This window comes from Xanthomonas sp. WHRI 8393 (genome assembly GCF_040203315.1).
GTDB classification, from domain to species: domain Bacteria; phylum Pseudomonadota; class Gammaproteobacteria; order Xanthomonadales; family Xanthomonadaceae; genus Xanthomonas; species Xanthomonas arboricola.
Genome location: NZ_JBEGGL010000002.1, coordinates 252,757 through 274,516, shown reverse-complemented (window position 1 = coordinate 274,516; position 21,760 = coordinate 252,757). Strand labels below are relative to the sequence as shown.

Sequence of the window (21,760 nt, the reverse complement as noted above, 5' to 3'; positions counted from 1 at the left end):
CTAATCTAACGACGAGGATTGAAACAATGACCATTAACAAGCTGCTGATCGCAATGGCTCTGGGCCTGGCCCTGACCGCTTGCTCGAAGCCGGAACAGGCTCAGGACGCTGCTGCTTCGGCTAACGAAGCTGCTGCCGACGCTCAGACCGCTGCTGACCAGGCTGCTGCCTCGGGCTCGCAGTCGGCTGACGCCGCTCAGGCTGCTGCCAACACCGCCGCTGCTTCGGCTGACACCGCTGCTGACGCTGCCCAGGCTGCTTCCGGCGCCGCCACCGACGCTGCTGCTGAGCAGGCTGCCGACGCTGCCAAGACGGCTGAAAACACCGCCGAAGCTGCTAAGGACACCGCCGAAGAAGCCAAGAAGTAATCACTTCTTAGCTCCAAGCGAGTTCGGAAAAAGCCGCTGGTTTCCAGCGGCTTTTTCTTTGCCCGCGATTTATAGGCGCCTGGCCAGCGTTGCCGTTCCTGCACCGGAGCGGCTCCCTGTCGCGACGTGCACGGTGCATGCCGCCCGTTGGCTGAATGGCCGGCCGCGCATTGACGCCGGCTGCATCGGCCCGTGCATAAGCTCGCTCTTCCAACACCGGAACAGGAACAGGACCACCCATGAAGACGATCCGCATGCTGTCGCTGAGCGCCATCGCCGCTCTCACCCTCGCCGCTTGCCAGGGCCCTGACGCCGAGCAGGCGCAACGCGATGCTGCCTCCGCTGCCAAGCACGCCGCAGCCGCGACCGAACAAGCTGCCGATCGCGCCGCCGTGCAGGCCAAGGCCGCCACCGCCGATGCACGCGTGGCTGCACGCGAACTGGCCGCCGATGCGAGCCGCGCAACTGCCAATGCCGCAGACGCCACTGCCGACAAGACCCGCGAGATGGCCAACAAGGCCGAGCAGAACGCCGACAAGCACGACGCCGAACATCCGCAGCATTGATTGATCGTGTGACCGTATCAGCAGTTTGCGAACGCGCCGGCCAAATTGGGCCGGCGCGCTTGTTTCCCGCCAACGGCGACCTCGTGTTGTCGAGGCTGGCAGGCTAGCATTCGTCCATGCCCTCCTCTTTTACTGCGCGCCGCCGCAACCAGCTGGCGCTGGCGTTCTCTGCCCTGATCTTCATCGCCATCGGTATCGGCATCTTTGTCGGTGCCCGTCGCTCGTTGGCCGATGCAGCGCTGGTCTCGCATACGCATGAAGTGATTGGCCGGGTCGACGAGATCCAGGCGCGCGTACTGGATGCCGAATCGGCGCAGCGCGGCTTTCTGCTCACCGGCAACGATGCCTATCTGCTCGACTATCAGACCAGCGTCGAGCGCCTGCCGATCCTGCTCGATAACCTGCGTCGCCTGATTGCCGACAATCCCGACCAGGTGCAGCACCTGGACACCTTGCAGCGACTGGTGGAAACGCGCCTGCAGCAGATCCAGCACGTGCTCGACGTGTACGCGCAGCAGGGCCTGGAGCCGGCCCGCGCGGGCATCCGGCAGACCGCCTTCCGCACCACCAGCGCGATCCGCGAGCAGGCGCTGACCATGGTGCAACGCGAGCAGGAGCTGCTGACCCAGCGCGCCGAAAGCAGCCGACAAAGTGCGGCCTTGCTGCTGGTTCTGGCACTGGCCGGCATCCCGTTCGGGCTGGCGGTGGTCGGTACCGTCTATGCCTTGCTGATGCGCGAACTGCGGCATCGCTCGCAGGCCGAGAAACTGGCAGCGCAGGCCAATCGCGAGTTGGGCGACAGCGTCGTTGCGCTACAACGCAGTACCGCCGATCTCAATCTGCTCAGCCGCTATACCGGCCTGCTGCAAAGCTGCATCAGCGCAGAAGAGGCGCTGATGGTGAGCAGCCGCACCCTGGCCAGCCTGCTGCCGGGCGTTGCCGGAAGCGTGTATCTGCTGCGTGCCTCGCAGGATCGCGCCGAGGCGATCAGCCATTGGGGCGAGCCGCTGGTGCACAGCGCGCCACATCTGCTGCCTGAAGAGTGCTGGGCGCTGCGCCGTGGTCAACCGCACATCGTCGACGACCTGGGCCGGGATGCGCTGTGCGCGCATATCGGTACGCCCGAGCCCGGCAGCGCCGTCACCACCGCATGCCTGCCGATGTCCGCGCAAGGCACCCAGCTCGGCTTCCTGTTCCTGTCTTCGCCGGGTCCGGGGCCGATGCCCCGCCTGGAAATCGCCGAGGCGGCCGCCGAACAGCTGTCGCTGGCGTTGAGCAATCTGCGCCTGCGCGAATCGCTGCGCCGGCAGTCGATTCGCGACCCGCTGACCGGACTGTACAACCGCCGCTATCTGGAAGAATCGCTCAGCCACGAACTGGCGCGCTGCGCACGCCGCGGCCTGCCGTTGTCGGTGCTGATGCTGGACGTGGACCACTTCAAGCAATTCAACGACAGCCAGGGCCACGCCGGCGGCGATCTGCTGCTGGCGGCGCTGGGCGAGTTGCTGCTGACCCGGCTGCGTGCCGAAGACGTCGCCTGCCGCTACGGCGGCGAAGAGTTCACGGTCATTCTTCCCGAGGCCGATGGCGTCGAGGGGCTGCGCGTGGCCGAGGACATTCGCGGCCATATCGCGGCCCTGGCAGTCAGCGACGGCCCGCGCTCGTTGCCGCGGGTGACGGCCTCGATCGGCGTGGCCAGCTTCCCGGTCGATGGCGAACTGGGGGCCAGCCTGATCCAGAAGGCCGATGCGGCCCTGTATGTCGCCAAGCACGGCGGTCGTAACCGGGTCGAGCGGCATGGCGCCGCCACGCCCGCAGTGGACTGAGCACGCGCGCCATCGGTGCTGGTTTGCGTAACCCGTCACACAAAAGATCGGTCCGCGCGGCGATAGTCGGTCTTGACCCCCGAGCGAGACAGTCCGATGTCGATGTGGCGCGATCAAGGTCCCAATAAGAAAGACGGCGTTCCCGCAGCCCCTGAGGTCCCGGCTGCCGATGGGCGGCTGTTCACCGCCGAGGCCAGCCCGGCACCGCCAGTGCCCGCCGCCGCGCCACCGAGCGCCGCACCCGCCGCGGCCACACCGCAGCGCCAGAGCGAGGCCAAGGAATCGCTGATCGCCGCCGACATCAGCATCGAAGGCAAGATCGAGGGCGCCGGTCACGTGCGTCTGGCCGGCCGCTTCAAGGGCGATGTGAACGTCAAGGGCGATCTGACCATCGAGCGCGGCGCCAAGCTCAACGGCGGTGTGCGCGCCAACAAGGTGATCATCGCCGGAGAGCTGGAGGGCAATATCGAATCGGCCGCGCAGGTGGAGCTGCAGACCTCCGGCGTGCTGGTCGGCGACGTCAAGGCCGGCAGCCTGACCGTGGCCTCGGGTGCGCGCATGCGCGGCCAGGCCGATTTCGGCTGGGGCGAGGACACCGGCAAACCGGTCGTTACGGCCAAGCCGGTCGTCAGCGGAGACAGCGACGCCACATGAGTGCGCCCCGCCCGGGCACGCCCGGTGCCACGCGCAGCTGCCCGCACTGCAAGGCGACGATCCTGGAAAGCGCCAGCGTCTGCCCTGCGTGCAGGCACCACCTGCGCTTCGACTCGGCGGCGGCGCAGCACGCACAGCCGGCACCGATCGTGCCGCTCAAGGTCGACGGCACCATTCGCCATCCCGCCGATGGCGATCCATGGGAATACACCGTGGTGGTGGTGGTGCGTAACGGCAAGGGCGAGGAGATTCGGCGCCAGGTCGTGGATGTCGGCGCAATGCAGGGTGGCGAGGAGCGCGGCTTTACGCTGGCGGTGGAGGCGACTGCGGTGCGTTCGCCTGGGCGGCGGTCGCGGCATTAGCGGTTGGGGCGGGGAGTCGGGAGTCGGGAGTCGGGGCGGATGATGCGGGCCAGCGCCTGCGTGGGTGTTCGATTTTCGAGTGCTGACTGATTATTCGATACGCAATGGTGCGAGCTGGCGGCGGGCATGCTCCATTGACGGCCAGCTCACGCCACGCCAGGCGCTTGCTCGAGTCGATGGCCTTGCCTTGATCGCGCACTGGCTCGACTAGCGATTGCGATCTGCAGGCCTTGGCGCAGTGGTGCGTCGATGCGTGCCATTCCCATTCTCAGGATCTGCACACCGGCTTGGCCAGAGTTGCCGCATGCGCAACGGCAACGGACAACTTGGCGATCTGGTGGTGCTTGGCCCCGAAGGCCTGTATTGCCCGCAGGGCGACTTCCATATCGATCCCTGGCGACCGGTGCCACGTGCGGTGATCACGCATGGGCATGGCGACCACGCACGCAGCGGCATGGGCGAATACCACTGCACGCACGAGAGCTTGCCGATCCTGCAGTGGCGCCTGGGCGAGCAGGTCTATCACACGCATGCCGACGGTGAAGCCTTCGAGCTGGGACGCGCGCGGGTGTCGCTGCATCCGGCCGGGCATGTGCTCGGCTCGGCGCAGGTGCGCATCGAGGTGGATGGCGAAGTCTGGGTTGCATCGGGCGACTACAAGCGCCAGCACGATCCCACCTGCAAACCGTTCGAAGTGGTGCCCTGCGACACCTTCATCACCGAAGCGACCTTCGGGCTGCCAGTGTATCGCTGGCCGGATACCGCCGATGTCGCGGCCGACATCGTCGCCTGGCGCCACGAATGCGCCGAGCGCGGCGAGGCCGCCATTCTGTATTGCTATGCCTTGGGCAAGGCGCAACGCGTGCTGGCCGAATTGCGCGCCTGGGATACGCAACCGGCCTTGCTGCATGGCGCGATCGCGGTGGGCGTGGAGGTGTATCGCCAGGCCGGCATCCCGATGCTGGACACCCAACCGGTCAGCGACCATGCGCGTGGCGCCGACTACGCCGGGCAACTGGTTCTGGCGCCGCCATCGGCGGCCGGCAGCGCCTGGATCCGTCGCTTCCGGCACGCGCAACAGGGTTTCGCATCGGGCTGGATGCGCATTCGCGGCAATCGCCGTCGGCGCAATTACGACCGCGGTTTTGTGGTGTCCGATCATGCCGACTGGCCGGACCTGCTGCGCACCATCGAAGACACCGGCGCACGGCGGGTGATCGCCACCCACGGCAACACCGATGCCCTGATTCAGCACCTGCTGGAACGCGGCGTCGCTGCCGAAGCTTTCCGTACCGATTTCGGAGCCGAGGAATGAACCCCTTGCCTGCACGTCGTTATGCGCGCGCGCGCCCACGGATCCGCTTGACCGGCGCACTCGCGTTCCGTCGCCACGCACTGGCGTTTCGCGTGCACCGCGCATTGCCGGCGGCGGTGATCGGGCCGCCACGGCCTTACCGGCGCCCGCGCTGTCTGGGCGCATTTACGCGGCGCGCGCTGGAACTGCGTGCTGCCGACAACCGCACCAAGCTGCAGGGCCCGGCGTGAAGCGATTTGCCGCGTTGTACCGCACCCTGGATCGCAGCACCGGCACGCTCGACAAGCGTGCAGCCTTGGTCGCGTATTTCCGCAGTGCGCCACCGTTCGATGCGGCGTGGGCGCTGTACCTGCTGGCGGGTGGCAAGGTGGCCAGCACGCGCATGCGCATCGCCAGCAGCGGCGAACTGCGCGAATGGATCACCGACACCGCCGGCATCGCCGACTGGCTGGTGGCCGACAGCTACGACCATGTCGGCGATCTGGCCGAGACCCTGGCCTTGTTGCTGGACGACCCGATCGCCGAAGCGGCCGATCTGCCGCTGGCCGAGTGGATCGAACAGCGGTTGCTGCCGATCGCCAACCAGGACGTGGAAGTGCGCAAGGCCTGCATCGTGCAGGCGTGGCGCAGCCTGGCCTTCGACGAGCGCCTGGTGTTCAACAAGCTGCTCACCGGCGCCCTGCGCGTGGGGGTATCGCAGCGACTGGTGCAGCAGGCGCTGGCCGAGATGTCCGGGATAGAGATCGCGCGCATTGCACAGCGCATGCTCGGCAGCTGGCGGCCGCATCCGGGCTATCTGGCCACCCTGCTGACCGCCGAGGAACTGCCCGGCGATCGCCAGCAGCCCTACCCGTTCTTTCTCGCCTCGCCACTCGAAGCGGAGGTCGAAACGCTGGGCGCGGTCGATGACTGGTTGCTGGAATGGAAGTGGGACGGCATTCGCCTGCAGCTGATCCGGCGCGCTGGCGAAGCGGCGTTGTGGTCGCGTGGCGAGGAACGCCTGGATGGCCGTTTCCCGGAGATCGAACAGGCCGCGCTGCAGTTGCCCGACGGCACGGTCATCGATGGCGAGCTGCTGGCCTGGCAACCGGAGCAGCCCCTGCCGATGCCGTTCACCGCCTTGCAGACGCGCATCCAGCGGCTCAAGCCCGGGCCGAAGACATTGGCGGCGGCGCCGGCGCGTGTGGTCGCTTACGACTTGCTCGAACTCGATGGCGAGGATTTGCGCGAGCGCCCCTTGCAGGAGCGTCGCGCATTGCTGGAAGGCGTGCTGAGTACGCTCGCCGACCCGCGCATCGTTGCCTCGCCGCTGGTGCAGGCCGGCGACTGGCAGGCGGCCGCGCAGCTGCGCCTGGATGCGCGCGAGCGCGGCGTGGAAGGGTTGATGCTCAAGCGCGCCAGCTCCAGCTACCAGTCCGGCCGCCGGCGCGGCGACTGGTGGAAGTGGAAGATCGACCCGCTCACCATCGATGCGGTGCTGCTGTACGCACAGGCCGGCCATGGCCGCCGCAGCACGCTGTACACCGACTACACCTTCGGGCTGTGGCACGAGGGCCAGCTGGTGCCGATCGCAAAGGCCTACTCGGGGCTGGACGACAAGGAGATCCTGCAGCTGGATCGCTGGATCCGCGCCAATACCACCGAACGCTTCGGCCCGGTGCGCGCGGTCACCGCGCACCATGTCTTCGAACTGGGGTTCGAAGCGGTCAACCGCAGCGCGCGGCACAAGTCCGGCATTGCGGTGCGTTTCCCGCGCATCCTGCGCTGGCGACAGGACAAGCCGATGCGCGAGGCCGATCACCTGAGCAGCCTGCAGGCGCTGGCACGGTGAGTGCTGCGGCGCAGACACGCGGCACGCCCTTGCAACAATGGCGTGTCTGGTTCGCGCAGCGCGGTTGGGCGCCGTTGCCGTTTCAACGCGATGTGTGGAAGCGCTATCTCGCGGGCGAGTCCGGCTTGCTGCATACGCCCACCGGCAGCGGCAAGACGCTGGCAGCCTTCGGTGGGCCGCTGCTGGAGGCCTTGTCCACGCGTGGACGCAAGCCGGCGAGCAAGCCCGCCGCGGCCGCGCGACGCCAACAGCAGCGCACGCTGCAGGTGCTGTGGATCACGCCCCTGCGCGCACTCGCCGCCGATACCGCACGCGCGCTGCGCGAGCCGGTGGAGGCCCTGGGGCTGGATTGGCAGGTGGGCCTGCGTACCGGCGACGCCAGCGCGCGCGACAAGCGGCTGGCGCGCAGCGGCAAGCTCGATGTGCTGGTCACCACGCCCGAATCGCTGGCCTTGCTGTTGTCGTATCCCGACACCGCGCCGCAGCTGTCGGCACTGCGCTGCGTGATCGTCGACGAATGGCATGAGCTGCTCGGCAACAAGCGTGGCGTGCTGCTGCAGCTGTGCCTGGCGCGGCTGCGCGGCTGGGCGCCGCAGCTGCGCATCTGGGGCCTGTCGGCAACGCTGGGCAACCTGGCGCAGGCGCGCGACGTGCTGTTGCCGCATCGCCCCGATGCCGCGCTGGTGTCGGGCGTCAAACCCCGCGCGATGACCCTGGAGACGCTGCTGCCCGACAGCGGCGAGCGCTTTCCGTGGGCCGGGCATCTGGGCCTGGCGCAGCTGGCGCGCGTGCTGCAGAAGATCATGCAGCAGCGCACCAGCCTGGTGTTCACCAATACGCGCGCCCAGGCCGAGTTGTGGCATCAGGCCTTGAGTGCGGTGTGGCCGGACGATCTGGCCACACTCGCGTTGCATCACGGCTCGCTGGACCCGTCCTTGCGCGCGGCGGCCGAGCAAGGCCTGCGCGACGGCAGCCTGCGTTGTGTGGTCGCCACGTCCAGCCTGGATTTGGGCGTGGACTTCCCGGCTGTCGATCAGGTGCTGCAGGTCGGCAGCCCCAAGGGCATTGCGCGCCTGCTGCAACGTGCCGGCCGCGCGCGCCACCGTCCGGGCGAATCCGGGCATGTGGTGTGCGTGCCCTCGCATGCGCTGGAACTGGTGGAATACGCTGCCGCGCGACGCGCCATCGTGCATGGCCAGATCGAGGCACGGCCGCCGCCGCGCCTGTCGCTGGACGTGTTGGCGCAGCACTGCGTGACCCTGGCATTGGGCGGCGGTTTTCAGGCCGATGCCTTGTTCGAGCAGGTGCGCGGCACCGATGCGTTTGCGGCACTGGATCACGCCACCTGGCAGGCGGTACTGGACTTCATCGTGCAGGGCGGCAGTGCGCTGGCGCATTACCCCGATTTCCACAAGGTCGTGCGCGACGAAGAAGGCGTGTACCGGGTCATCGACCGGCGCGTCGCGCTGCGGCACCGCCTGTCCATCGGCACGATCACCAGCGACGGCAGCGTGCGCGTGCAGTTCCTGCGCGGCGGCCGCCTGGGCGCGGTGGAAGAGCAGTTCGTCGGCCGCCTGCGCCGTGGCGATCGGTTTCAGTTTGCCGGCCGCTTGCTGGAGCTGGTGCGGCTGGAAGACATGACCGCCTACGTGCGCGTGGCCAAGGGTGGCAGCGGCGTGGTGCCCAAATGGATGGGCGGGCGCATGCCGTTGTCCTCGGCCCTGGGGCGCGAGGTCGAAGCGGTGTTTGCCGATCCCAGCGACGCGCCGGAAATGCAGGCGCTGGCGCCGTTGCTGCGCCTGCAGGCCTCGCTGTCCTCGCTGCCCGGCCCGGACCATTTGGTGGTGGAAAGCATCAAGGCGCGCGATGGCCGGCACGTGTTCGTGTATCCGTTCGCTGGCCGCCAGGTCAACGAAGGGCTGGCCGCGTTGCTGGCAGCGCGCTGGGGCAGGCGTCAGCGCAATACCTTCAGCTTTGCTGCCAACGATTACGGATTCGTACTGTCACCGGCGCAGGATGTGGAACTCGATGCGGGCGTCCTGCAGGCGCTGCTGTCGCCGGAGGAGCTGTTTGCCGATCTGCGCGACAGCCTCAACCTGGGCGAACTGGCACGCCGCCAGTTCCGCGAGATCGCGCGCGTGGCCGGCTTGCTGTCGCCATCGCTGCCCGGCCGTGCACCACGCAGCCTGCGGCAGCTGCAGGCCTCCAGCGGATTGCTGTACGACGTGTTGCAACGTTTCGACCCAGATCACCTGCTGCTTGCCCAGGCCGAGCGCGAAGTGTTCGAAGGCCAGCTCGAACTGGCGCGGCTTGCGCATGCACTGGAAGATTGCGCGCGGCGCGAACTGCGCCTGTGCAAACCGCGCAGCCTCACCCCACTGTCGTTTCCGTTATGGGCCGAACGCGTGCGCGGCCAACTGAGTACCGAAGACTGGAAGGCCCGCGTGTTGCGCGCTGCCGAACAACTGGAGCGTAAACATGGGCGATAGCGTGCAACTGCAGCTGGCCGGCGAAACAGTGGAACTGCTGGGCGAACGAGCGCTGTATCGACCGGCGCAACGCGCCTTGCTGATCGCCGACCTGCATCTGGGCAAGGCCGATGTGTTCCGTCGCGCCGGCATCGGAATGCCGGCCGGCGGCACCGCGCACGATCTGGAGCGGCTGGATGCGCTGCTGCAACAGCGCACGGTGGACGCATTATGGATCCTCGGCGACCTGCTGCACGGCCCCGTACCGCGCGCGGCCTGGCATCGCCGCTGGAGCGCATGGCGCGAGCGCCATTGCGCGTTGCGCGTGATCGCCATCCGCGGCAATCACGACCGCGCATTGTCGGGCGCCGACCTGCATATCGAAGCGGCCGGCGAACAGGTAGAAGATGGCCCCTTCGTGCTGCGCCACGATCCGCTGCCGCATCCGACCGGGCATGTGCTGTGCGGGCACCTGCATCCGCTGGCTGCGCTGCCCGGCATGTCGCGTCGCTGGCCGGCGTTCTGGTTGCGCGAGCGCGTCACCATCCTGCCGGCGTTCTCGCATTTCACCGCGGGCATCGTGCCAACGCTGGTCGAAGGCGAGCGCCTGGTCGCCTGCGTGGAAGACGATGCGCTGGCATTGCCGGTGCGTTAGCGGGCGCGGCACTGCGTAGGCCGCCGCTTCTTCTATGCGGCCGCTTCGGCCTTGTCGACGGCAACACGCGGCACCGGTTGCGCCAACGCGTCCACAAAGTCCGGCGCCAGTGCCAGCTTGCCGAACCAGCCGTGCTGGGTGCCGCTGAGCACCCGCAGCATATGCCCGCGTCCGCCGGGCACGCGTCCCATCGGGCGCAGCAGCAGATCGCGCCCGTGCGCCCAGAGATCGCGTTCGGACTGGAACAACGGTGTCAGCCAACGGCTCCAGCGGTGATAGATCGCCACATGCGCCTGGCGCTCGCGCTGATAATGCTGCAAGGCCGCATCCAGATCGGCGCCGACCCGCAAGGCATCGCGCAGCGCCAACGCATCCAGCAGCGCCATGTTGACGCCCTGCCCCAGCTGCGGACTCATCGCATGCGCGGCATCGCCGGCCAGCACGAAGCGGCCGCGATGCCAGCGCGTGACCACCGCATCGCGATAACTCGCACGCGCCAATGCGCCATGCACTTGCACGGTTTCCAGACGCGCATATGCATCCGGCCACATCTGCGCAATCTCCTGCCGCCATGCGGCAATGCCGCGCTGTTCCCACGCGGCAAAATCGCTGCACGGCAGGCTCCAGAAAAAACTCAGCCGCGGGGTGGCGTCGCCCGGGCGCGTGCCCACCGGCAGCAGGCCGATCATCTTGCGCGCGCCGACATAGCGCTGGCGCAACTCATCGACGAACGGCCAGTCCTCGCGTGGCAGCAAGCACCACAACGCACCCCACGGATACACCCGATCCAGCCGCGTGCCCTGCGCCTGCGCGCGCAAGCTCGATGCAGAACCATCGGCGGCAATGATCAGATCGTAGGGGCCGTGCCAGTGCCCGCGCTGGTCCTGCACGCGCGCGCCGTCGTGATCGATCGCGGTGATCCGGGTATCCACATGCAGCTGCGCGTGCTCTGGCCAGGCCTCGCGCAACAGCGCAAACAAGGCGCCGCGCTGCATGCCCAGGCCCATCAGCCGCGCATCCAGATCGCGGTACTGCATGTCCATCACCGCGCGTCCGCACGGCGTTTCGCCATACAGCCGGCGCACCGGTGCGCCATGCGCGAGCGCCTGCGGCAGCAAGCCCATCTTCCACAGCACCTGCAGGCCACTGGGCTGCAGCAGGAAGCCCGCTCCCACCGGCCCGGGCGTGGCGGCACGTTCGAACACGTCCAGCCGGTGCCCGTCGGCGCCCAGCAGCACGGCCAGTGCCTGCCCCGCCGTTCCATAACCCACTACCGCAATGCGCAATGCTCGCTGCATGTCCTTCGCTCCCTGGACGGCACCGACCCCGCATGGGCCGATGCAAAAAAAACCCCGCCGTGGCGGGGTTCTTCAACCGCACAATCGAGTCACATCACTCGACCGGCGTGATGTTCGAAGCCTGGGCACCCTTGGGGCCCTGGGTCACGTCATAACTGACGCGCTGGCCTTCCTGCAGGCTGCGGAAGCCCTTGGAGTTGATCGCGGAGAAGTGCGCGAAGACATCGGCGCTGCCGTCCTCCGGTGAGATGAAGCCAAATCCCTTGGCGTCGTTGAACCACTTGACGGTACCGTTCGGCATGGTGATGCGAGACCTTTGCAATAATTAATGGGTGGTGTACGGCGATGCGTACGCGCCGAGTATGCAAAGCTTATGCCCCGATGACAATCACCCGCGTGCAAGTTCGCCGATCAGCTCCGGCAATCCGGACGAGGCGGCATCGACGTTGGCCAACACCTCCGCCATGGTGATTTCCTGCGCGTCGCCACAGCCGGCCGCCCAGTTGGCCACGATCGCCAAACATGCGTATTCCAGGCCTTTTTCGCGTGCCAGAGCCGCTTCGGGCATGCCGGTCATGCCGACCAGATCGCAGCCGTCGCGACGCATGCGGGCGATTTCTGCAATCGTTTCCAGTCGCGGCCCCTGGGTTGCGCCGTAACATCCGCCGGCGACCATCGTGACGCCGGTCACCTTGGCGGCGGCGATGACCTTGCTGCGGAACATCGGCGAATACGGATGGCCGAAATCCACGTGCTGCACCTCGCTGCCTGGCTCTTCGCAGAAGGTGGACACGCGGCCCCAGGTGTAATCGATCAGCTGATCCGGGCACGCCAGCACGCGTGGGCCGAACTGCTCGGTGATGCCGCCGACGGTATTGAGCGCCAGCACCCGCGCAGCACCGATTTGCTGCAGCGCAGCGATGTTTGCGCGGTAATTCACCTTGTGCGGCGGCAGCGAATGGCCTTCGCCATGACGCGCCAGGAATGCCACGCGGTGGCCCAGCAACATGCCCACGCGGATCGGGCCGGAGGGCGCGCCATACGGTGTTTCGATGTCGTGCGTCTGCACCTGATCCAGCTGTGCGAGCTTGTAGACGCCGGTGCCGCCGATGACGGCCAATGCGATGAAAGTGGAGGACACAAGCAACCTCTGCAACGAAAGACAGGATGGTGACGCGCAGCCCTGCGCGCCGGGCTGCCCGCAGCGACGCGGGCAAACTGCGACAGTTACTGCTTCATCGCGTAGATGGCGGGAATGCCGCGCAGCTGCTCGTTGACGTCCATGCCGAAGCCGAACACGTAACGGTCGGCCACTTCCACGCCGACGTAGTCGGCGGCCACACCAGGCACGCAACGGTCGTGACGCTTGACGGTCAACACCGCCACGCGCACGTCGGTGGCGCCCTGCTCCAGGCACCACTGGCGCACGCCCTGCAGCGTGTAGCCCTCGTCGAGGATGTCGTCGACCAGGATCACCCGGCGACCGAACAGCGCAGTGGCCGGACGGTGCTTCCACACCAGCTCGCCGCCGGTGGTTTCGCCGCGGTAACGGGTGGCATGCAGGTAATCGAACTGCAGGTCCTGGCCGCGTGCGCCCAGCTCCAGCGCCAGCTGCCCGGAGAACGGCAACGCGCCGTGCATGATGGTGAGATACACCGGCACTTCGCCGGTATAGTCGCGCGCGATGGCGTCGGCAATGCTGGCGACCGCCGCATCGATGGCAGGGCGGTCGACCAGCAGATCGGCTTGGGCCAGGGCCTGGGAAATGGTGAGCGTGGACATCAGGCAGTTGTTCCGAAAGAGGCGGAAAGGGGAGTGGTGAATGAGGCGTCGGAGCCGGCGAGCAGGCCATCCCAGCCCAGCGCGCCGCGGCCGATCAGGCCGATCAATGCTGCGGTGTTGAGGCTGCGGCCTTGCACGGCCTGCAGCGATTCGTCGACCAGTTCCGGGTGGCAGACCAGCACCACGTCGCAACCGGCATCCAGATGCGCATGCACCCGGCCGGCCACGCCGCCGGCGCTGAACGAGGCAGCCATGCCGATGTCGTCGGAGAACACCACGCCGCGAAAGCCCAGTTGCCCGCGCAGGATTTGCTCGATCCAGCGCGGCGAATAGCCGGCCGGTTCCGGGGCGACCTGCGGGTAGACCACGTGCGCCATCATCACCGCGTCGGCACCGGCCTCGATGCCGGCCATAAACGGCAGCAGATCTTCGGCCAACAGGACCTCCAGCGGACGCGGGTCGCTGGCATGGTCGACGTGGGTGTCTTCCAGCACGGTGCCGTGGCCGGGGAAATGCTTGAGCGTGGCGGCCATGCCGGCGCCGTGCAGCGCCTGCACATAGGCGCGGGTGAAGCTGGCCACGATCTGCGGATCGTCGCTGAAGGCACGATCGCCGATGGCGCGGTTGCCGCGGCCCAGGTCCACCACCGGCGCGAAGCTCAGGTCCACGCCGCTGGCACGCACTTCGCTGGCCATCAGCTGCGCATGCGCGCGCGCGGCGGCGAGCGCGGCCTCGGGGTCCTGCGCGTACTGCGCGCCGAAGCTCTGCAGCGGCGCCAGGGCGCTGTAGCCGTCGCGAAAGCGCTGTACGCGCCCGCCTTCCTGGTCCACGCAGATCAGCACCGGGCGCGGTGCGGCCGCGCGGATGGACGCAGACAGCTCGGCCACCTGCGTGCGCGAGGCGAAGTTGCGCTTGAACAGCACCACGCCGGCGACCGCGTCGTGCTGCAGCCAGTCGCGTTCCTGTGCGCTGAGTTCGGTACCGGCAACGCCGATCAGAAGCATGTTGGGGGACTCCCGGGCCAGGCGCCACGTTGGCGCAGCGCGGCATTGTCGCAGATGCGCGTTGCAGCGTCAGATCGCGCATTCAGGCAGGCCCGTGTCTCGGGCCGTCTCGGCCCGGTCGCTGCCCTTCGGCTGCAGCTCAAAGCACCTCCAGATTCGCCCGCCAATGCGCGGCCTGCGCCTGCACCTGCTCCAGTACCTCCGGTGCCATGGCGTCGAGCTGCCGGTAGGGCAGCGCCAGGCGCTCGTTGGCGCCCAGCAGCGTGCGCTGCCGCGCCAGGAAATCCCAGTACAGCGCGTTGTACGGACAGGCCTGCGGGCCCACCCGCACCTTGCGCTGATAGCGGCAGCCACCGCAGTAATCGCTCATGCGGTCTATGTAGGCCGCGCCGCTGATGTACGGCTTGCTGCCGAGCAGGCCGCCGTCGGCGAACTGGCTCATGCCGACCGTATTGGGCAGCTCCACCCACTCGAACGCATCGATGTAGATGCCCAGATACCAGCGATGCAGGGCCTGCGGATCCAGGCCTGCCAGCAGCGCGAAATTGCCGATCACCATCAGCCGCTGGATGTGGTGCGCATGCGCGTTGGTCAGCGAATTGCCGATCGCATCGGCCAGGCAGCGCATGCCGATCTGCCCGTCCCAGAACCAGTGCGGCAGCGGCGCATGCTGGTCGAGCCGATTGGACAGCGCGTAACCGGGCATCTGCGACCAATACACGCCGCGCACGTATTCGCGCCAGCCCAGGATCTGACGGATGAAGCCTTCCACCGATGCCAGCGGCGCATGCCCGTCATGCAGGGCCGCCTCCGCGCGCGCGATCACCTCGCGCGGATGCAGCAGCTTGACGTTGAGCGCGAACGACAGCAGCGAATGGAACAGCCGCGGGCTGCGCGTGCTCATCGCATCCTCGTAGCGACCGAAGTGCGGCAACGCATGCGTCATGAAGGCATCCAGGTGCTGCAAGGCTTCGTCGCGATCCAGCGGCCACGGCAGCGCATCGGCATTCGGCGCACCGAAGCTGTGCACGCCGGCTGCCTCGATGACACGCCACAGCGCGTGGTGATCGTGCGCGGCGCGCCACTCCTGCGGCGCGGGCGGATCGCCTGGCCATGGCGCACGGTTGTCGTGATCGAAATTCCAGCGCCCGCCTTCCGGCTCGCCTGCGGCATCGAGCAGGATCCGGTGCCGGCGGCGCATCTTTCGATAGAACACTTCCATGCGCCATTGGCCGCCAGCGCGAAAACACCCGGCCACCTCATCGCGCTCGGTCAGGAAATGTTCGCTGTCGACCATGCGCGTGGCGAACGGCTGCCGCGCGCACCAGTGCTGCAATGCTTCGTCCAGCCGCCATTCGTCCGGCGCCTGATACTCCAGTTGGCTGGCGCGGTAGTGCGCGATCAGCGCGTCCAGATTGGCGGGAATCGATTGCCGATTACTGGGATTGTCGATGGCCACGTAACGCACCCGATGACCGGCCTGCCGCAGACGCGCGGCAAACGCGCGCATCGCCGCGAAGATCGCCAGGATCTTCTGCGCGTGGTGCAGCACGTAGTCGGTTTCCTCGCGCACTTCCATCAGCACGTAGACCACGCCCGCATCGGTGACATCGAACCAGCTGTGTTGCGGGTTGAGCTGATCGCCCAGGACCAGGCGCAGCGTGTGTGCAGCTGGCTGCGGGTGACGCTCGCCTGCGGTCGCGTCAGGATTGCTCATCTATGCCGGACGCGTGCACGCGCACAAAGCGTCGCAACGATCGAGGTCGCACGCGCGCGCGCACTGCATAGCGGCACATGGTCTGTCATGCCTGCGCGGCCCGTTTGCGTTGGCGAACGGCCTGGCGTGCAGACGCGCTCTGCATCGACACGCCAGCGCATATCTCCCGCCGCGCATGCCACCGCATCACTCCTGCCCACTGCAGGCGGCATCGCCGGCACACACACGCGCAGCCAAGGCCACACCGCTTTGCCAGGCCCCTTCGACCTTGCCACCGGCCAACCAGTCGCCGCAGATGCCGATGCTCAGCGGCGCATCCCAGGCACAGCCGATCTGCAAGGCAGGCTCAGTGCTGGCCACCGTCCAGCGATACGCATCGCAGGACTGCGGCAGGGGCAGGCCGAGCGCGGCCAACGCGGGCAACACGCTGGCAGTCACCGTTTCAGGCGTTGCGTCCAGATGCGCCCGACTCCAGTCGGCAGTGGCATGCAGCAGCCAGGTTTCCACGCCATCCCTGCCCGGCTTGCTGGCGTTGCGTGCCACCCAGCGCAACGGGCCGGCGTTGACGAACAATGCGTCGTACCCGGGGTCGACCGGCATGTCGAAACGCAGCACCACCGCCCAGGCCGGCTGCATCCGTGCGTTGGCGGCCGTCGTCGCCAGCGTGGGCGCGCCGTCCGCCAGCAATGCAGCTGCAAGCGGTGCCGGTACCGCCAGCAGCACGATGTCGAAGCGACAGTTGCGTGTCGTTCGGTCTTCTGCCACCTCCAGTTGCCAGGTGTCGCCACTGCGCTGCAGCGATCGCACAGAGGCGCCCAACCGAACATTCAGGGCCGCCGCCAGCGCACGCGCCGGTGCGCCCATGTCCGGCACGCCGACAAAGCGCGTCAACCCGCCCTGCGACGCACGCAGGTCGGTGCCATCCCAACTGGCGACGCGCGCAGGCCAGACCGCCGCGACGCCGCGCGCGATCCATGCATCCACCACTGCGGCAAACGCCGGGTCGCGGGCGGTGAAATACTGCGCGCCGTGATCGCACTGCCAGCCAGCGCCGCCACAGCTGCGCATGCGTCCGCCGGGCATGTCGCCCTGCTCGAACAACGTCACAGCCAATCCCGAAGCCTGCAGCCGTTGCGCGCAGGCAAGCCCGGCCAGCCCGGCGCCGATCACCGCAACCGTCCTCGATGGAGTGGGCCGCGTCATCTCGTCAGCGGCAGGCCGTTGCAACACGCCGCCGGCCGTTCACACCGCGCAGCCGTCCGGCCCGCAGGCATCGGGACCACCGATCGGCGCCGATTCGGCGGCCAGCTGCAACAGTGCCTGCGCAAAGCTCTCCGGCGGCTGCGCACCCTGGATCAGGCTGCGTCCATCGATGACGAAACTGGGCACCGCACGGATTCCCAGCGCAGCGGCCTGCGCCAGTTGCGCCTCGACGGCAACGACGCCTTCGTCGGAGTCCAGCAGCACGCGCACGCGGGCCTCGTCCAGACCGCCGGCGGCCCCGGCAGCCACCAGCGTTTCGGTGGCGCCAACGTTTTGGCCTTCGGCAAAATGCGCATGGAACAAGGCTTCGATCACAGCCTGGACATCGCCCTCGCGGCTGGCCAGCCAGATCAGCCGATGCGCGCGCAACGTGCTGACCTGCACCTGCCCACGCCCGAAATCGAACGGCAGGCCTTCGGCGCGCGCAGTGGCCTGGGTCTGCGCCAGCATCTGCTCCACGCGCGCAGCACCGCCGAACTTCTGCGCCAGCGCATCACGCAGCGGGGTCGGCTCCAGGCCAGCATCTGGGTCCAGCTGGAAGGCGTGGTAATGGATGTCCAGCGCCGGTGCCTGCGCACCGAGTGCGGCCACCGCCTGCTCGAAACGGCGCTTGCCGATCCAGCACCAGGGGCAGACCACGTCAGACCAGATATCGATGCGCATGGGCGGGGATTGGAGATTCGTCATTGGGGACTCGCAAAGCATAAACCCAATACCAAGGCAGGGACTGGGGGGGCGCAACGCAATCAGCCCCAACTCCGACGCATCGCGTTAGCTTTTACGAATCCCGAATACCGAATCCCGAATCCCGACCTACAAATCCCCGCTCCAGTGCTTGAACGGGTGCGAGGCCAGCGCCAGGTTGTAATAGCGCACATCGTCGGTGACTTCGGCGCCGATCCACTCGGGTTTGGCGAAGGCCTCGTAGGCATTGCCGAGTTCGATCTCGGCCACCACCAGCCCGGCGTTGTCGCCGAGGAATTCGTCCACTTCCCACACATGCCCCTGGTACTGGACCAGGTGACGACGTTTGTCGATCAGACCGCCGACACACAGCGCCAGCAGCGCACGCGCCTCGACCACCGGAATTGGGTACTCGAACTCCTGCCGGGTATGCCCCACCTCACGCGATTTCAGATTGAGAAACGCGCTCTCGCCCTGGATGCGCACCCGCACCGACGCATTCTGCGCACCGCTGCGCAACGCCGCCTGGTCGTTGATATAGCCCTGCGCCATCGGGATCACCGCATGCGCGGCACTGCGCCAGCCCTCGCCGGTGACCAGGAATTTGCGTTCGATTTCGATGGGCATGGGATTTGGGGGATTAGAGATTCGGGATTGGGGATTGGTCACAGCGGCTAACTGGCGGGCTTAGGGAATGCGCTCCTGCGAATCCCCAATGCCCAATCCCCAATCACCGCCTCTCGAACACCGCGATGCTCTCCACATGCGCGGTATGCGGAAACATGTCCATCGCGCCGGCGGCCTTGAGCGTGAAGCCCTGCTCGTTGACCAGGTAGCCGGCGTCGCGTGCCAGCGAGCCGGGGTGGCAGCTCACATAGACGATGCGCTCGAACTTTTTCAGCGGCAACTGCTGCAGCACTTCCAGCGCGCCCGAGCGCGGCGGGTCCAGCAGCAGCCTGTCGAAGCCCTGCCGCATCCACGCCGCGTTGCGCTGGTCCTGGGTCAGGTCGGCCGCATGGAACTGCGCATTGGTCAGACCATTGCGCTGCGCGTTGTCCCGGGCGCGTGCCACCAGCCCGGCATCGCCCTCCACGCCGACCACTTCGCGCACACCGCGCGCCAGCGGCAGGGTGAAATTGCCCAGCCCGCAGAACAGGTCCAGCACGCGGTCGTCCGGCCCGGCGTCGAGCAGTGCCAGCGCATGCGCGATCATCTTCTGGTTGAGCGAGGCGTTGACCTGGATGAAATCCAGCGGCCGGAATGCCAGCTCCACATCCCACTGCGGCAGGCGGAACGACAGCGGCACCTCCTGCGGCCATAGCGGATGCACGCTCTCCACGCCACCGGGCTGCAGGAAGATCGCAAAGCCGTGCGCCTGGGCGAACGCGGTCAGCGCCTGCAGGTCGCGCTCGCTGAGCGGCTGCAGATGGCGGATGGTCAACACCACCGCCTCGTCGCCGGCAATGAATTCGATCTGCGGGACGTCGCGCTTGCCATCCAGGCCTTCGACCAGCGCCGCCAGCTGCGGAATCTTCTCGCCGATCTGCGGGATCACCGTGTAGCAGACCGACAGATCGGCCACGAAGCGCGGATCCAGCTCGCGAAAGCCCACCAGGGTCTTGTCCTTCTTTTCGACGCGACGGACCGAAAAGCGGCCCTTGCGCCGATAGCCCCAGGTATCGCCGACCAGTGCCGGCAGCACCGCCTGCGGTGTGACGTGGCCGATGCGTTCCAGGTTGTCCATCAGCACGCGCTGCTTGGCCACGATCTGCTGCGACTCGTCCAGATGCTGCAGCACGCAGCCGGCGCAGACGCCGAAATGCGGGCAGCGCGGGGTCACCCGCTGCGGCGATGCCTCCAGCACCTCAACCGTCCTGGCCTCGTCGAAATGCCGGCTGCGCGCGGTGGGTTCGGCCCGCACCAGCTCACCGGGCAAGGCGCCACTGATGAAGGTGACCTTGCCGCCCTCGCCGTCGCGGCGGGCCACGCCGCGTCCGTCGTGGCTGAGGTCGGTGATCGCGGTCTGGAACGGAGTACGGTCGAAGCGGTTTCGGGTTCTGGCCACGTGGCGACGAGCTGCGGGCAAAAAGGGTGCGTATTGTCGCAGATGCGACCGATCCCGGCCGCTTCGCGCGGTGGAACAATTGTCGCGCCCCGCAAACACAGGCACACTTCCGCTGCACGCGGCTGCTAGGACGCGGCATCGCTGACAAGGAGGCAGCATGAACATGGCGACACGCCAGGAACCCCAACCACGCCTCTTGCTGGTAGAGGACGACCCGATCAGCCGTGGCTTTCTGCAGGCGGTGCTGGAAGGTCTTCCCGCCCATGTGGATTGTGCAGACTCGCTGTCGTCGGCACTGGACCGTGCGCGCGAGCGTCGCCACGACCTGTGGCTGATCGACGTCAATCTTCCCGATGGCACCGGCAGCGGCCTGCTGCGCGCACTGCGCCTGCTGCACCCGGACGTGCCTGCACTGGCCCATACCGCAGACACCACCACGGCCATGCAACGCAGCCTGCAGTCCGATGGTTTTCTGGAACTACTGGTGAAGCCGCTGACCTCCGAGCGCCTACTGCAGGCGGTGCGTCGTGGGCTGGCGCGCGGCCGCTACAGCGTGGCGCCGGTGGGCGTGGTCGACATTGCCGCCAGCGATTGGGACGAAGCGGCCGCGCTCAGCGCGCTCAACGGCCAGCAACACCATCTCAACGCGCTGCGCGAATTGTTCCTGGCCGAGTTGCCGGGCACTCGCGACGCGGTGGATTCGGCCTTGCAGGTCAGCGACGATCAGGCACTGCGCAGCCATCTGCATCGGCTACAGGCCAGCTGCGGCTTTGTCGGCGCGGCACGGCTTGCCGGCGCAGTGCGCCTGCTGCGCGGCGACCCGCACTCCAGCACGGCGCAGACCCAGTTCCATGCGGCGGTGGCTGCACTGCTGCACTGAAGGAGGACTGCAGCGGTGTCCCTGGGCCCGGCGCAGCGTCGGCGATGGACAGGTGACATCGGGCACCCCGCGTGCGCAGCGAGTTCGCCTGGACCCCAACGCGTGGTCGACCACCACTCGCCAGATTGGTTACCCGCTTTGCGCGCCTCAACGCCGCCGCGCTAGATCCTCGAGCATCTCCCAGGATTTGAGCCCGCGTCCACTCAGGTGATGCAGCAGCACGCCCCGCATGCTGCGACGCAGGCCCGGCATGTCGTCGACCGCCGGCATGACGTCCTGGCCCAGCGCCAGCAGCGCCGCACCGGTGACGGTGTCGCGCCGGTCCTGCGCCATCGCCTCGCTCAGTACGCGCAGCGCGCCCTCCTGCGGATCGAGCCGGTAGCGCGCCGCCGGGTCGATCGGCTGGCCATCGCGGTCGTGCTGCAGATCGAACGCAAAACCCAGACCGTCGAGCACATCGCGCTCGAACTGGCGCAGCCCCCAGGCCAGCGGCAGGCCGGATGCCAGATGCGCACGCGCCTGCGCATAGCAATCGAACAACTCTGGCACCGGGTCGTTGCGCGGCGCCAGGCGCAGCAGCAGTTCACTGATGTAGAAGCCGGCCAGCATGGATTCGCCCGCCAGGCGGGGGGCGGTGTCCAGCGCCTCGGCCTGACGCAGCTGGGCCAGTTCGCCGCGTTGCACCGCAGTGAATTGGATCAACTGCAGTGGCTGCAGCGCGGCCCGCAAGGCCTGCTTGCGAGGTCCGTGCACCCCACGCGCCAATAGCCCGACCCGGCCATGCTGCTCGGTCAACACTTCCACCAGCAGGCTGGTCTCGCGCCAGGCCCGCACATGCAGGATGAAACCGCGTTCGTGTTCGATCAGCATGGTCTGTTATGCGGCAAGGAGCGCGATTGCAGGACACAAGAGCGGCCAGCAGCGATGTCCGCCGTGAGCCGCTGCCGGCAGCGCAGTTGGTCGCAACCGTCGACGGCAGCCGCCGCAATGGCCAGGCGCCATCCGGTGCATCGGGACATCGC

At 67.6% G+C, this 21,760-nt stretch carries 22 protein-coding genes; 11 read left to right on the top strand and 11 right to left on the bottom strand.

Going from position 1 to position 21,760, the window contains the following annotated elements; all coding sequences use genetic code 11:
* Positions 1-26: 26 nt before the first annotated feature.
* The 10 genes from ABQ137_RS07065 to pdeM all read left to right on the top strand — a co-directional run bounded on the left by ABQ137_RS07065 (position 27) and on the right by pdeM (position 10,045).
* Positions 27-368 (top strand): hypothetical protein, encoded by a 342-nt coding sequence (locus tag ABQ137_RS07065; protein ID WP_016904096.1) that lies wholly within the window; start codon positions 27-29, stop codon positions 366-368.
* Positions 369-607: 239 nt separating this feature from the next.
* Positions 608-934: an XAC1346 family secretion chaperone gene (locus tag ABQ137_RS07060; RefSeq protein ID WP_016904095.1), complete on the top strand. Its 327-nt coding sequence runs from the start codon at positions 608-610 to the stop codon at positions 932-934.
* Between the two features lie 116 nt (positions 935-1,050).
* The gene (locus tag ABQ137_RS07055; protein WP_226426638.1) at positions 1,051-2,760 is read left to right on the top strand and encodes a diguanylate cyclase; all 1,710 of its coding nucleotides are present in this window, start codon (positions 1,051-1,053) and stop codon (positions 2,758-2,760) included.
* Between the two features lie 96 nt (positions 2,761-2,856).
* Positions 2,857-3,414 carry a bactofilin family protein gene (locus ABQ137_RS07050; protein ID WP_102252384.1) on the top strand — a complete coding sequence of 186 codons (558 nt, stop codon included), beginning with the start codon at positions 2,857-2,859 and terminating at the stop codon, positions 3,412-3,414.
* Positions 3,411-3,776 (top strand): hypothetical protein, encoded by a 366-nt coding sequence (locus tag ABQ137_RS07045; protein WP_024938016.1) that lies wholly within the window; start codon positions 3,411-3,413, stop codon positions 3,774-3,776. Before ABQ137_RS07050 ends, ABQ137_RS07045 begins: the two co-directional genes overlap by 4 nt.
* A gap of 304 nt (positions 3,777-4,080) precedes the next feature.
* A complete protein-coding gene (locus ABQ137_RS07040; protein ID WP_046342116.1) occupies positions 4,081-5,091 on the top strand; it encodes a ligase-associated DNA damage response exonuclease in 1,011 nt (336 codons plus the stop codon).
* Positions 5,088-5,321, top strand: coding sequence for a hypothetical protein (locus ABQ137_RS07035; protein WP_039528398.1), 234 nt, complete (start codon positions 5,088-5,090; stop codon positions 5,319-5,321). Before ABQ137_RS07040 ends, ABQ137_RS07035 begins: the two co-directional genes overlap by 4 nt.
* Positions 5,318-6,922, top strand: a complete 1,605-nt coding sequence (locus ABQ137_RS07030; protein WP_349781735.1) for an ATP-dependent DNA ligase — start codon at positions 5,318-5,320, stop codon at positions 6,920-6,922. Before ABQ137_RS07035 ends, ABQ137_RS07030 begins: the two co-directional genes overlap by 4 nt.
* On the top strand, positions 6,919-9,411 hold the full coding sequence (locus ABQ137_RS07025) for a ligase-associated DNA damage response DEXH box helicase (RefSeq protein WP_349781732.1): 2,493 nt from the start codon (positions 6,919-6,921) through the stop codon (positions 9,409-9,411). The genes ABQ137_RS07030 and ABQ137_RS07025 overlap by 4 nt, the downstream gene beginning before the upstream one ends.
* Positions 9,401-10,045 carry a ligase-associated DNA damage response endonuclease PdeM gene (pdeM, locus tag ABQ137_RS07020; protein WP_126965717.1) on the top strand — a complete coding sequence of 215 codons (645 nt, stop codon included), beginning with the start codon at positions 9,401-9,403 and terminating at the stop codon, positions 10,043-10,045. Before ABQ137_RS07025 ends, pdeM begins: the two co-directional genes overlap by 11 nt.
* Before the next feature lie 32 nt (positions 10,046-10,077).
* Here the strand turns inward: pdeM and ABQ137_RS07015 are convergent, their stop codons facing one another.
* From ABQ137_RS07015 to rlmD, 10 genes are all read right to left on the bottom strand, one after another.
* Positions 10,078-11,343: an FAD-dependent oxidoreductase gene (locus tag ABQ137_RS07015; RefSeq protein ID WP_349781730.1), complete on the bottom strand. Its 1,266-nt coding sequence runs from the start codon at positions 11,341-11,343 to the stop codon at positions 10,078-10,080.
* A gap of 94 nt (positions 11,344-11,437) precedes the next feature.
* On the bottom strand, positions 11,438-11,644 hold the full coding sequence (gene cspE, locus ABQ137_RS07010) for a transcription antiterminator/RNA stability regulator CspE (protein ID WP_003488188.1): 207 nt from the start codon (positions 11,642-11,644) through the stop codon (positions 11,438-11,440).
* Between the two features lie 87 nt (positions 11,645-11,731).
* Positions 11,732-12,484, bottom strand: coding sequence for an S-methyl-5'-thioinosine phosphorylase (locus ABQ137_RS07005; protein WP_349781728.1), 753 nt, complete (start codon positions 12,482-12,484; stop codon positions 11,732-11,734).
* An 86-nt stretch (positions 12,485-12,570) separates the two neighbouring features.
* Complete coding sequence (locus ABQ137_RS07000) at positions 12,571-13,125, bottom strand: hypoxanthine-guanine phosphoribosyltransferase (protein WP_349781726.1); 555 nt, start codon at positions 13,123-13,125, stop codon at positions 12,571-12,573.
* Entirely contained in the window at positions 13,125-14,129 is a 1,005-nt protein-coding gene (gene nagZ / locus ABQ137_RS06995) for a beta-N-acetylhexosaminidase (RefSeq protein ID WP_024938024.1), read from the bottom strand. The genes ABQ137_RS07000 and nagZ overlap by 1 nt, the downstream gene beginning before the upstream one ends.
* 139 nt (positions 14,130-14,268) lie before the next feature.
* Positions 14,269-15,846, bottom strand: a complete 1,578-nt coding sequence (locus ABQ137_RS06990; RefSeq protein ID WP_349781724.1) for a cryptochrome/photolyase family protein — start codon at positions 15,844-15,846, stop codon at positions 14,269-14,271.
* A gap of 186 nt (positions 15,847-16,032) precedes the next feature.
* Positions 16,033-17,073 carry an NAD(P)/FAD-dependent oxidoreductase gene (locus ABQ137_RS06985; protein ID WP_503021209.1) on the bottom strand — a complete coding sequence of 347 codons (1,041 nt, stop codon included), beginning with the start codon at positions 17,071-17,073 and terminating at the stop codon, positions 16,033-16,035.
* Positions 17,074-17,088: 15 nt separating this feature from the next.
* Positions 17,089-17,772 (bottom strand): DsbA family oxidoreductase, encoded by a 684-nt coding sequence (locus ABQ137_RS06980; RefSeq protein WP_349781720.1) that lies wholly within the window; start codon positions 17,770-17,772, stop codon positions 17,089-17,091.
* A 150-nt stretch (positions 17,773-17,922) separates the two neighbouring features.
* Entirely contained in the window at positions 17,923-18,420 is a 498-nt protein-coding gene (locus ABQ137_RS06975) for a CYTH domain-containing protein (protein WP_349781718.1), read from the bottom strand.
* A gap of 103 nt (positions 18,421-18,523) precedes the next feature.
* The gene (rlmD, locus tag ABQ137_RS06970; RefSeq protein WP_349781716.1) at positions 18,524-19,858 is read right to left on the bottom strand and encodes a 23S rRNA (uracil(1939)-C(5))-methyltransferase RlmD; all 1,335 of its coding nucleotides are present in this window, start codon (positions 19,856-19,858) and stop codon (positions 18,524-18,526) included.
* Positions 19,859-20,015: 157 nt separating this feature from the next.
* On the opposite strand from rlmD, the gene ABQ137_RS06965 reads away from it, so the two are divergent.
* Positions 20,016-20,738, top strand: coding sequence for a response regulator (locus ABQ137_RS06965; protein ID WP_349781714.1), 723 nt, complete (start codon positions 20,016-20,018; stop codon positions 20,736-20,738).
* A 147-nt stretch (positions 20,739-20,885) separates the two neighbouring features.
* On the opposite strand, the gene recO is transcribed toward ABQ137_RS06965, so the two are convergent.
* Complete coding sequence (recO, locus tag ABQ137_RS06960; RefSeq protein ID WP_046342104.1) at positions 20,886-21,608, bottom strand: DNA repair protein RecO; 723 nt, start codon at positions 21,606-21,608, stop codon at positions 20,886-20,888.
* Between the last annotated feature and the right edge of the window lie 152 nt (positions 21,609-21,760).